Origin of the sequence: Prevotella sp. P3-92, from assembly GCF_002251205.1 — a bacterium.
GTDB lineage: Bacteria > Bacteroidota > Bacteroidia > Bacteroidales > Bacteroidaceae > Prevotella.
On sequence record NZ_NPJE01000031.1, the window covers coordinates 34,993 to 46,046 of the forward strand.

General features: G+C 45.9%; 9 protein-coding genes. 7 read left to right on the forward strand and 2 right to left on the reverse strand.

Annotation, left to right across the window (positions count from 1 at the left end):
- Positions 1 to 7: 7 nt before the first annotated feature.
- The 5 genes from purD (at position 8) to CIK93_RS04695 (ending at position 6,775) form a co-directional block, all read left to right on the forward strand.
- On the forward strand, positions 8 to 1,276 hold the full coding sequence (gene purD, locus CIK93_RS04675) for a phosphoribosylamine--glycine ligase (RefSeq protein ID WP_094446727.1): 1,269 nt from the start codon (positions 8 to 10) through the stop codon (positions 1,274 to 1,276).
- A gap of 16 nt (positions 1,277 to 1,292) precedes the next feature.
- Positions 1,293 to 2,231, forward strand: coding sequence for a hypothetical protein (locus tag CIK93_RS04680; protein WP_144007567.1), 939 nt, complete (start codon positions 1,293 to 1,295; stop codon positions 2,229 to 2,231).
- The gene (locus CIK93_RS04685) at positions 2,207 to 2,659 is read left to right on the forward strand and encodes a YqaA family protein (RefSeq protein ID WP_094389771.1); all 453 of its coding nucleotides are present in this window, start codon (positions 2,207 to 2,209) and stop codon (positions 2,657 to 2,659) included. The genes CIK93_RS04680 and CIK93_RS04685 overlap by 25 nt, the downstream gene beginning before the upstream one ends.
- An 89-nt stretch (positions 2,660 to 2,748) precedes the next feature.
- Positions 2,749 to 6,126 carry a DUF2723 domain-containing protein gene (locus CIK93_RS04690; RefSeq protein ID WP_094446728.1) on the forward strand — a complete coding sequence of 1,126 codons (3,378 nt, stop codon included), beginning with the start codon at positions 2,749 to 2,751 and terminating at the stop codon, positions 6,124 to 6,126.
- A gap of 37 nt (positions 6,127 to 6,163) precedes the next feature.
- A complete protein-coding gene (locus tag CIK93_RS04695; RefSeq protein ID WP_094389773.1) occupies positions 6,164 to 6,775 on the forward strand; it encodes a polysaccharide deacetylase family protein in 612 nt (203 codons plus the stop codon).
- 186 nt (positions 6,776 to 6,961) lie between these two features.
- Here CIK93_RS04695 and CIK93_RS04700 read toward each other — a convergent pair whose 3' ends face one another.
- Both CIK93_RS04700 and CIK93_RS04705 read right to left on the reverse strand, forming a co-directional pair.
- Positions 6,962 to 7,549: an epoxyqueuosine reductase QueH gene (locus CIK93_RS04700; RefSeq protein ID WP_094446729.1), complete on the reverse strand. Its 588-nt coding sequence runs from the start codon at positions 7,547 to 7,549 to the stop codon at positions 6,962 to 6,964.
- A 44-nt stretch (positions 7,550 to 7,593) separates the two neighbouring features.
- Positions 7,594 to 8,130 (reverse strand): DUF3237 domain-containing protein, encoded by a 537-nt coding sequence (locus CIK93_RS04705; protein ID WP_094446730.1) that lies wholly within the window; start codon positions 8,128 to 8,130, stop codon positions 7,594 to 7,596.
- Between the two features lie 509 nt (positions 8,131 to 8,639).
- On the opposite strand from CIK93_RS04705, the gene CIK93_RS04710 reads away from it, so the two are divergent.
- Positions 8,640 to 9,698 (forward strand): DUF3810 domain-containing protein, encoded by a 1,059-nt coding sequence (locus CIK93_RS04710; protein ID WP_094446731.1) that lies wholly within the window; start codon positions 8,640 to 8,642, stop codon positions 9,696 to 9,698.
- A gap of 261 nt (positions 9,699 to 9,959) precedes the next feature.
- Entirely contained in the window at positions 9,960 to 10,985 is a 1,026-nt protein-coding gene (locus tag CIK93_RS04715; protein ID WP_094389777.1) for a LacI family DNA-binding transcriptional regulator, read from the forward strand.
- Positions 10,986 to 11,054 lie beyond the last annotated feature (69 nt).

Sequence of the window (11,054 nt, forward strand, 5' to 3'; positions counted from 1 at the left end):
ACAAGATATGAAAATATTACTTTTAGGCAGCGGCGGACGTGAACACGCCCTGGCATGGAAAATCTCCCAAAGTCCGAAATGTGAGCAACTCTACATCGCCCCAGGCAATGCCGGTACTGGCAACTGTGGTGAGAATGTGGCCATGAAGGCTGATGACTTCGAAACCATCAAGACTTTCTGTGTAGAGAAAGCCATAGATATGGTTGTCGTAGGTCCAGAAGACCCATTGGTAAAAGGTATTTATGATGAGTTGAAAGCCGATTCACGCACCAAGGACATCCCAGTGATAGGTCCTTCTAAACAAGGTGCAGTACTGGAAGGATCGAAAGACTTTGCAAAAGCATTTATGCAACGTCATCAGATTCCTACTGCACGCTATCAGACTTTTGACGGGGAACATCTTGAAGACGGATTGCGTTTCCTCGAAACCTTGCAAGCTCCATACGTGCTGAAGGCAGATGGACTCTGTGCAGGCAAGGGCGTCTTGATTCTGCCTACACTTGAAGAAGCGCAAAAGGAACTCATAGATATGCTTGGCGGAATGTTTGGCAATGCCTCTTCGCAAGTGGTTATTGAGGAATTCTTGAGTGGTATTGAGTGCTCGGTGTTCGTGCTGACCGATGGCGATCACTATAAAATTCTGCCTGAAGCCAAGGACTATAAGCGCATTGGCGAACATGATACCGGTTTGAATACTGGTGGTATGGGTAGTGTTACACCTGTACCTTTCGCCACTAAGGAGTGGATGCAGAAGGTGGAGGACCGTATTATCCGTCCTACTGTGGAAGGTTTGAAAGCTGAAAATATTGACTATAAGGGATTCATATTCTTCGGTCTTATCAATGTTGAAGGGGAACCGATGGTTATCGAATACAACTGCCGTATGGGTGACCCAGAAACCGAAAGTGTCATGTTGCGATTGAAAAGCGATATCGTAGATTTGTTTGAGGGAGTGGCTGAAGGCAATCTCGACGAGCGCGAAATAGCTTTTGACGAACGAGCTGCTGTATGTGTTATGCTTGTTAGCGGTGGTTATCCGCAGGAATATAAGAAAGGCTATCCTATTACCGGTATTGAGCAAGTGGAGGGAAGTATCGTGTTCCATAGCGGAACTGCCCTTAAGGATGGTCAGGTGGTAACCAATGGCGGACGTGTAATTGCCGTTTCGTCTTATGGTAAGGACAAGGCCGAGGCTCTGCAGAAATCATTTGAAGAAGCCCAGAAAATTCAGTTTACCGACAAGTATTTCCGTCGTGATATAGGTGCAGACCTTTAAGCGATAGCTCTCAAGCATGACGAAACTACTGCAGAATAGAATAGCAGAAAGCAAACTCACACTACCTGTCACCGTACTTTGTGTGACGGGGGTGTGGTTATTGGCAGGACTCACACAAGGAGATTGGTGGGCATCTTTTGCGTGCTTTGTTGTCTCGACCTATCTGATGATAGAGTTGAACAACAGCAATGCGCTCATTCGTATTTATTCACGTATGGTGTCGTGTGTCTTCTTGGTACTTTCGGCAGTGGCATGTCCATTGTTTGCTTCAACCGAAGGTGCATGGGTACAAGTGTGTGTGGTTGGTGCCTTGCTGATGATTTTCCGAACATATCAAGATGGCACATCGGTGGGAAGTTCCTATTATGCCTATCTGTGTATAGGACTTGCCAGTTTGTCATTTGTCCAGATAGTATGTTTGATACCATTACTGTTGTTGATGCATGGTGTTGTGCTTCACTCTTTGTCGTGGCGTACATTTTTTGCCGGCTTCTTTGGCTTGCTCACTCCCTATTGGTTTTGGACATGCTGGTCGGTGTATCAACAGAGTATCGACCAGATAACTGACCATTTCATGGCATTGACAGAATGGAGTCAACCCTTTGACTTCAGCGCGTGGGATGGGAGTCAGGTTGCTGTGCTGTTGCTATTGGCGCTGATAAGTGTAATAGGTATAGTGCATTATATTCGCACAAGTTATCTCGACCGCATACGTGTGCGTCAACTTTACCATGTCTTCAGTTGGTCGGTATTGCTGATGTTTGCATGTTTGTTGCTACAGCCAACGCTTTACAACATTCTTACTCGCATGCTTATTGTATTTGTGTCGCCCTTGCTGGCCCATTATCTGGCGCTTACCCATACCCGTATCACTAATATCACCTTCCAGGTGTTGCTATTCATGGCTGTACTTCTGACAATTTATAATCTATGGACATCATCACTACTTTTCTGATTAGTTATGGTTATTGGGGAATGCTTATAGCTGCTTTTGTGGCTGGTTCGTTCTTCCCTTTTTCCAGTGAAGCTGTCATGGTGGGACTGATGGCGGCAGGGCTTGACCCTATAGGCCTTATAGTCTATGGTACGATAGGTAATGTGTTGGGATCATGTTTCAATTATGGCGTTGGACGAATGGGTCGTTTGGAGTGGATAGAGAAGTATCTCCACGTCAAGAAAGAGAGTATCGACAAGGCTACGCGTTTCATGGGTGGCCGTGGTGCATGGATGGGATTCTTTGCCTTTCTGCCTATTTTGGGCAGTGGTATTACCATCGCTCTTGGCTTGATGCGTGCCAATATAGTCATCTCATTGGTCAGCATCAGCATAGGTAAGTTACTACGCTATGTGTTGCTCATCTATGGTGCAAGCATCTTTATCTAGTTAAAATTGCTGAAAGATACGGCGCTTCGATAGAAATATTGTACTTTTGTATTTTATTAGGTAATTAAGATCATAATTAATAATACACAATGAAACAATTTCGACTGTTAGACAATATACTGGGGTGGGTCACCTTTTTGATTGCCGCCTTTGTTTATTGCTCTACCATTGAACCGACAGCCTCTTTCTGGGACTGTCCCGAATTTATCTCTACGGGCTATAAACTCGAAGTCGGACATCCACCGGGTGCACCGTTCTTCATGCTTACCGCCAATCTGTTTTCACATTTTGCCAGCGACCCCTCGCAGGTAGCACGTATGGTCAATACGATGAGCGCATTGCTCTCGGCAGTAACCATTCTGTTCCTGTTCTGGTCTATCTCGCATCTTGTTCGACGCTTGTTGGTCAAGGATTGGAGCGAGTTGACACCCGCCAAAACCATAGCCATTGAAGGCTCGGCACTGGTAGGTGCGCTGATTTATACGTTCAGCGATACCTTCTGGTTCTCAGCTGTTGAGGGTGAGGTATATGCCTATTCTTCGGCATTTACCGCTTTGGTATTCTGGCTGATCCTGAAGTGGGAAGAACATGCCGACGAGCCTCATTCCGACCGTTGGCTGGTGCTTATCATGTATATGACAGGCCTCTCGATTGGTGTTCACTTGCTCAACTTGTTGTGTCTGCCTGCCATCGTGCTGGTATATTACTATCGCAAGTGTCCCCAGCCCGATTCACGTAAAGATCTGTATGGCTCTATTGCCGCTTTGGTGATATCAGTAGTTATCTTGGGCGCTGTGCTCTATGGTCTTGTGCCGGGTATTGTTCGTGTGGGTGGATGGTTCGAACTGTTGTTTGTCAACGTGTTTGGTTGTCCGTTCAATACAGGTGAGATTGTTTATATCATCCTGCTTATTGCCACATTGGTATGGGCGATCTATGAGTCCTACAAGGATCAAAGTCTGAAACGTCAGAATATAGCATTTCTGTTGTCTGTAGCCATGTTGGGTATTCCTTTCTTTGGCTATGGCTGGTCAGCAGTGCTTATCGGCATTGTTGTATTGGCTCTGATTTGGCTGGTACTTCAATATAAGCGCCAAGGCAAGTTGCTCATCACTTCACGTATCAAGAATACATCTCTGCTCTGCATGATGATGCTCCTCATTGGTTATTCGTCATATGCTGTCATCGTCATTCGTTCGGCAGCCAATCCACCAATGGACCAGAACTCTCCAGAGGATATATTTACCCTTGGCGACTATCTGGCTCGTGACCAGTACGGACAGCGTCCGTTGCTTTACGGTCAGGCTTATACCTCACAGGTGGCTTTGGAGAAGGCGGGCGACTATTGCCGTCCAGTCTCAACAAAGGGCGCACCTGTTTGGCAGCGCAAGGAGAAAGCATCTGCCGACGAGAAGGATGAATACTTCGTAGCACGTACTAAGGACGACTATGTATATGCTCAGAATATGCTGTTCCCGCGTATGTGGGATTCAGGTAAGGCTGCTTCATATCGTAGTTGGTTGGGCGAAGAACCCGATGGAAGTGAAGAAGCATACGATCGTTGTGGCGAGATGGTTACGGTGAAGATGCCGAGCATGTTGCAGAACATTCGTTTCTTCCTCTCATACCAGTGCAATTTCATGTATTGGCGCTATTTCATGTGGAATTTCGCAGGCCGTCAGAATGATATTCAAGGTCAGGGCGAATTGGAACATGGTAACTGGATAAGTGGTTTCAGTTGGTTGGACAACTGGCGTCTGGGAGACCAATCGACATTGCCCGATGAGTTGAAAAACAACAAAGGCCACAATGTATTCTATATGATGCCATTGATGCTCGGTCTTATCGGACTCTTCTGGCAGTCGTGGTACACTCGCAAACGTCGTGTGCCCGGTAGCGACAAAGAAGATATAGAACCAGTGGGCATCCGCCAGTTCTGGGTTGTGTTCTTCCTGTTCTTCATGACAGGTTTGGCTATTGTCATCTACCTTAATCAGAATCCTGAGCAGGTACGTGAACGCGACTATGCTTATGCGGGTTCGTTCTATGCTTTTGCCATCTGGTGTGGTATGGGTGTTGCAGCTCTCATCGACCTGTTGAACCGCAAGCTGAAGAAAGAAAATGTGTTGGTTGCCGCAGTTATTGCTGTAGTGGCATTGGCTGTTCCCATACAAATGGGTAGTCAGACATGGGATGATCATGACCGAAGTGGTCGTTATTCGTGCCGTGACTTTGGACAAAACTATCTGATGTCGCTGCAGAATGAGGGCAATCCTATCATCTATACCAATGGTGATAACGATACATTCCCCTTGTGGTACAATCAGGATGTAGAAGGTGTGCGCACCGATGCGCGCGTTTGCAACCTGTCGTATCTGCAGACCGATTGGTATATAGACCAGATGCGTCGTCCTGCTTATACCTCTCCTGGCATTCCCATTAAATGGAATCGTTTGGAGTATGTTACTGGTACCAACGAGTATGTGCCCATCGATCCTCATATGAAGCAGGCTGTTCTTGATTTCTATAAGCAAGATCCCGAAACTGCCAAAGCACAGTTTGGTGATGATCCATTTGAGTTGAAGAATGTATTGAAGTATTGGGCACGTTCCAAAAATTCAGAACTCCACGTCATTCCAACCGACACACTCTATATGACTATCGACAAGGAGGCAGTACGCAAGAGTGGTATGATGATGGCAAGTGATAGCATTCCCGACCGCATGGTTATCTCGCTTGCAGGCAAGAGTGCACTCTACAAAGGCGACTTGATGATTCTGGAGATGTTGGCTGAGTGTAACTGGAAACGCCCCATCTACGTGGCTGCAACTGTTGGTGAGAGTAGTTATATCAACCTTGGCAACAATGTGGTGACTGAAGGATTGGCATATCGTATCACACCATTCACTACCAATGCTCAAGGCGCACGCAACTTCGATACGAAGCGCACCTATGATAACGTGATGCATCGTTTCAAGTTTGGTGGACTCAACCAAAAGGGCATATATATCGATGAGACTGTGATGCGCATGTGCTACAGTCATCGTCGCATCATGTCGCAGTTGGCCAACAAACTCATCGAGGAAGGTGACAAGAAGCGTGCCGCTGAAGTTCTTGCCTACATTGACAAGATGCTTCCTTCATATAATATCCCGCATGAATTCTCATCGGGTTCGCTTGATATTGCAGAAGGATGGTATCAGGTAGGTCAGAAGCAGAAAGCCATCAAGGTGCTCAATGAGATGTGGCACAATTCTCAGCAATACCTCAATTGGTACAACAACCTCAATGCTGAGCAGTTTGCCTTCTCTAAGAATAATGCTTATGCCCATGCTTACTATTTGCAGCAGATACTTCTCGTGGCTCAGCAGATAGATCAGCAATGGTTCAACAAACACTACGAGCAGTATAGCCGCATGATACGCACCTTTGAGGAGCGTGGCGGTGCACAGGGCATAGATCGCTGATCGTGGATAGTGATAATATGAAAAGTATTAACTGCAAGTGATAATAGAACAACCGGCAATATGGCTAAGGTGGCTATATCCCAGAGCCACTTGGCGGATGAACCGTCACGAACGGTCAGTATATCTGACCTTCGATGACGGTCCCATCCCCGAGGCCACGCCATTTATTCTTGATACGCTTAGACATTATGGCATCAAAGCCACCTTTTTTATGGTGGGCGACAATGCTCGTAAGTATCCCGAATTGTTGCAGCGTGTCATCGACGAAGGTCATCGGGTGGGTAATCATACACACAACCATATTAGTGGTTTCCGTCATAGCATCCATCAGTATTGCTATAATGTAGAAAAGGCTAATGCCTATCTTCATACTGATTTGGTGCGCCCGCCACATGGTTGGATGCGATGGGAACAGTATGCCATCTTAGGTCGAAAGTATCGCATAGTGATGTGGGATCTTGTCACGCGAGACTATTCCAAGTGGATGACGGCAGAAGATGTGTTGGCTAATGTGAAACGCTATGCTCGCAACGGTTCCATCATCACATTCCACGATTCTCTCAAGAGTATTGATAAACTGAAAACGGCATTGCCAGCAAGTATAGAATGGTTGCGTGAGCAAGGCTATGAATTTAAGGTGTTCGAATGAACACCTTTTTTTGTTTCTGTACAATCATAATATGTACGCGCACGCATACTCATGCGTGCGTATGTGCGCAGGTGCACATGCGATGCTGTAAAAACAGAATATATGACTGTAAATGTAGGATTTGCAGCACACCACCGCATCTTTGAATGTGATGGATGCCCATGTTCGGACCATACAGAATATGGTTTATTCCTGTTCCTTTCTCATGCTGAATTCACATCCACAATACTGCTGGTTGTAAAACTGGTATTGCTTTAACAGTTCGTTGCGACGCTCCTGCAGTCCTCCTTTGCGCCAGTTTTGCGCCCAGAAGTGGATGCCTGGCACAGCCTCTTCTGCCATTTTTCCTGCTGCTGCTATTTGGTCAAGACTCTTCCAACGTGATGTGGCAAGGGTGGTGGCAATCGTGGTAAAACCACGTCGTTGTGCCTCCATGGCAGTGGCAATGAGTCGCATACGGAAACATTGCAGACAGCGGCCTCCCCGTTCAGGTTCGCCCTCCAGCCCTTTGATAGCCGCAAGCCATGTTTCATGATTGTAGTCGCCATCTATCCACTCGATGCCGAGTGAAGTGGCATGGCGCTTGCTTTCTTCTTTGCGGATTTCATATTCTTCATGTGGCCAGATGTTTGGATTGAAGTAGAAGATAGTTGGGCGCACATCGTGTGCCATCATCCATTCTACAATGGCTGAAGAACATGGAGCACAACAGGCATGTAGCATGATGCGGTTGATGCCTTCTGGAATTTCGATATCGTTTTTCTTTTTTTTCATTGTGTAGTATAGGATGTCTGTGTCAGCAACAATTCTATGGTCCGTCAATTAACTTTCCAAACTTTCAAGCCGATAGTGTTCTGCTCGAAAAATGGTGTGCAAACAAAGGTTGCGTCATTGAGCCAAGCATAACAACTCTCGGTGGGTGCCTCAAACACAGGTGTTGTGTTGAAGTAGAAACCCGTTTTCCCGTTGGGAAGGATAGGGTTGGCCAGAACTCCCTCGTTACGCACATGAATCATCACTCCATCTGCTGTACGGATGTTGTAGATGGCTTCAAGATGAGTACGGTTGCGTATGGTATCTACCAGTTGATAGTCTGCACCGCCTGCCAAGACATCTCCTTTGAAACTGCCGCTGTTGGGATGTGTTCCTTCGAAGTGTCCGCCTATAATCGGTATGACGATGCGTTTGCCCATAGCAGTATTTCCCAATGTTTGTGCTGGTGAACATGCTACATGTAATGTCAGTACGTGAGTGAGTTGTGGCGTAGTTGGTTCCTGAGCCATGGCCGTTAGTGGCGTGGCAAGCATCAGTAGCCAAGCCATTGTTGTCATCAAGTGTAGAATAGTCTTTTTCATTGTCAGCCGTTGAATTGTTGGTTGATCTGCAAAGTTACTATCTTTTTTCTTTATACCCAAATCTAATGGCAGATTTGCACCAAAACATGAGGTGCCGATATTCCGTTATGTTAAAATGATGTGGCGCCATAATTGCTACCTTTGCACCGGCAATCAAAAATCATTTCTATAGACGAATGAAGAGATGCACGACCACAATACCGACTTTCATAAACACAAATCATAATTATCAATTTAGGTTTGAGGCAATGTCCATCGTGATGGTGGGTGTTGCCTTTTGATATTTTTATGGCTCTTGCAAACGACAATGCTATTCCTGTTTATGGACGATACTATTGGTGCTGTTTTCCTTCGGGATGCCTTCGGGATCCGTTCGGGATGTGTTTTATGTCGGTAGGATAGTATCATTCCCGATGGCTGAAGTATAGAAGAAAAAGCGATAAACATCCTTTGTGGATTGAAGAGAAAAGTGTATCTTTGCTGCATCTTTCTGAAAGATGCGATAGAATATGAAGTGGAATAGACGTAGAAAGATACTCGTAGTATTCTTGGTAATCGTTGTTGCCGTACAAGGTATAGGTGGGTTGGGTGACTATTATGCCCAAGCGGTTTATCCATGTGTTGCTACCGTTTTGACATTCTTGTCAGGATATGTGCCCTTTGCCATAGGCGACTTGTTTATAGCCTTGAGTATCATCGGTATTGTGGCATTTCCGTTCTATGCTGTTCGTCGGAAGAATAAAACTGTGGGCTATGCCATTGCTGGGGTGGGTGAGTATCTGTTGTGGGTCTATGTGTGGTTCTATCTGGCATGGGGATTAAACTATGCCCAGTCTGATTTTTATCATCGAAGTCATACACCCCGTTATGAAGCCAACAATGATCAACTGCGACATTTTGCATGGCGTTATGCCGATAGCTTGAATGCCACTTATAGTAAAACAGCCATTTATGATACTCTGCGAGTGCCGTCTTTGGTGGTGGCAGGTTATAAGCGTTTAGCCCAGCAGAAGATGGGTGTCCATGCCCCTTTCCATGTTCATACGCAAGCCAAGACCATGCTTTTCACTCCATTGAGTTCCAAGGTAGGAGTGACCGGCAGTATGGGTCCTTTCTTCTGCGAGTTTACGCTCAATGGCGATTTGCGTGCCCACGAGTATCCATCCACGTTTGCCCACGAGTATGCTCATCTACTTGGCATCACCAACGAGGGTGAAGCCAATTTCTATGCCTATCAGGTTTGTACATCATCTGCCGACCGCACGATGCGCTTTTGTGGCTATTATGCCATCTTCTTTCATGTGTTGCGTAGTGTAGATGCTGTACTTGGTGATGAGGCAGCCGAAGATTTCCTGCAATATGTACGACCGGAAATCAGGCAGATGGCATCTGCCGACCGCAACTATTGGCGTTCGAAATACAGTACCTGGTTGGGCAACTTGCAAAATGCGGTCTATGAGTTTTATCTGAGAACCAATCGGGTTGATGGCGGACGGAAGAGTTATTCGCAAGTGGTGGCGCTGATACTCTCATGGGAGCAACGCCAAGGACAGATGCAACGCCGTTGAATAGACTATAAAACAATGTGTTATAGACGGATAGGTGATGGCTGATACAAAAAAAACTGGGCGTGTCTCGCGACAATCCCAGTTTCTGTTTTCTAACTAACTTATTATCAACTATTCATTACTCTTTCTTTGTTATGCACAAAATTATTTCTTGTTTGCTGATGCAAAGGTATGTACATTTTATGATAAAAAACAGAAAATGGATGAAAAAACACACGTAAACGTTTGCGCCATTGCGAGTTTTTTTGTATTTTTGCAGCAATGAACAATAGAAAGCAACACAGAACATCGTTGAAGGACCTGGCTAAAGAGCTCAATGTGAGTATTGCTACAGTCAGTCGTGCCCTGCGCAGTTCTTCGGAAATAGGCCATGAAATGCAGGAAAAGGTGAAGGCTTTAGCCAAACTACGCAACTATCGCCCCAACCCTTTTGCACAGAGTTTGCGTAAAGAAGCTCCGAAGATTATTGGCGTGGTGCTGCCCAATTTGGTGACCCACTATTATGCTGCGGTACTCGATGGCATAGAAGATGAGGCCAAACGATCGGGCTATAGCGTCATTAGTGCCAATAGCCATGAATCATTTGATATTGAAACACAAGCCATCGACAACTTTATCAATCTCCATGTGGAGGGCATTATAGCTTGTTTGTCACAATCCACTACTGATTACAGCCACTTTGAGGAGATTGCAGAGATGGGCATTCCTCTGGTATTCTTTGGTCGTACTTGTCTGAAAGAGCGCTTCTCGTGTGTCACAGCCAATGGTGACCAAGCCGCCCAGATGGCTACTCAGCATTTGATAGATACCGGTAGTCGTCGCATAGCCTTTATCGGCGGTCCTAACCACCTCGATATGGTTCAGCGTCGTAAACATGGTTATCTTGAAGCACTTCGTGAAAATCAGATTCCCATCGAGCGTGAACTTGTGAAATGCGGATCGATAGATTATGATGCCGTACTTTCCAATACTGTTACTCTACTTAAAGAGCAGAAACCTGATGCCATAGTGGCTTTCAACGATATCATCACCTTTGCCGCATTCAATGCCATTCGTGAGGCAGGATTGCGCATACCCGACGATGTGGCACTCATCGGCTTTACCGATGACGTGCATGCTGCATTCGTCACGCCGCAAATGTCAGCCATCGTCGATCAGGCTCACCAAATGGGTGCAACAGCCTGTCAATTGCTGCTCAAGAATATTGCAGGAGATACAGGCGTATATCACAAAATTGTGCCACAAAAGTTGGTCATCCGTGGTACCTCGGCTAAAAAACCGCAGTAAGTAGTAGGTCGAGGACCAAAAAAGGCTGACTATGTTTGGTCTTTTCAATAAAAAAGAGTACATTTGCAC

Bases quoted from the DNA above. Each gene is read 5' to 3' on its own strand.
- purD (WP_094446727.1), top strand. From the start codon at position 8: ATGAAAATATTACTTTTAGGCAGCGGCGGACGTGAACACGCCCTGGCA.
- CIK93_RS04680 (WP_144007567.1), top strand. From the start codon at position 1,293: ATGACGAAACTACTGCAGAATAGAATAGCAGAAAGCAAACTCACACTA.
- CIK93_RS04685 (WP_094389771.1), top strand. From the start codon at position 2,207: ATGGACATCATCACTACTTTTCTGATTAGTTATGGTTATTGGGGAATG.
- CIK93_RS04690 (WP_094446728.1), top strand. From the start codon at position 2,749: ATGAAACAATTTCGACTGTTAGACAATATACTGGGGTGGGTCACCTTT.
- CIK93_RS04700 (WP_094446729.1), bottom strand. From the start codon at position 7,549: ATGAAAAAAAAGAAAAACGATATCGAAATTCCAGAAGGCATCAACCGC.
- CIK93_RS04705 (WP_094446730.1), bottom strand. From the start codon at position 8,130: ATGAAAAAGACTATTCTACACTTGATGACAACAATGGCTTGGCTACTG.
- CIK93_RS04710 (WP_094446731.1), top strand. From the start codon at position 8,640: ATGAAGTGGAATAGACGTAGAAAGATACTCGTAGTATTCTTGGTAATC.
- CIK93_RS04715 (WP_094389777.1), top strand. From the start codon at position 9,960: ATGAACAATAGAAAGCAACACAGAACATCGTTGAAGGACCTGGCTAAA.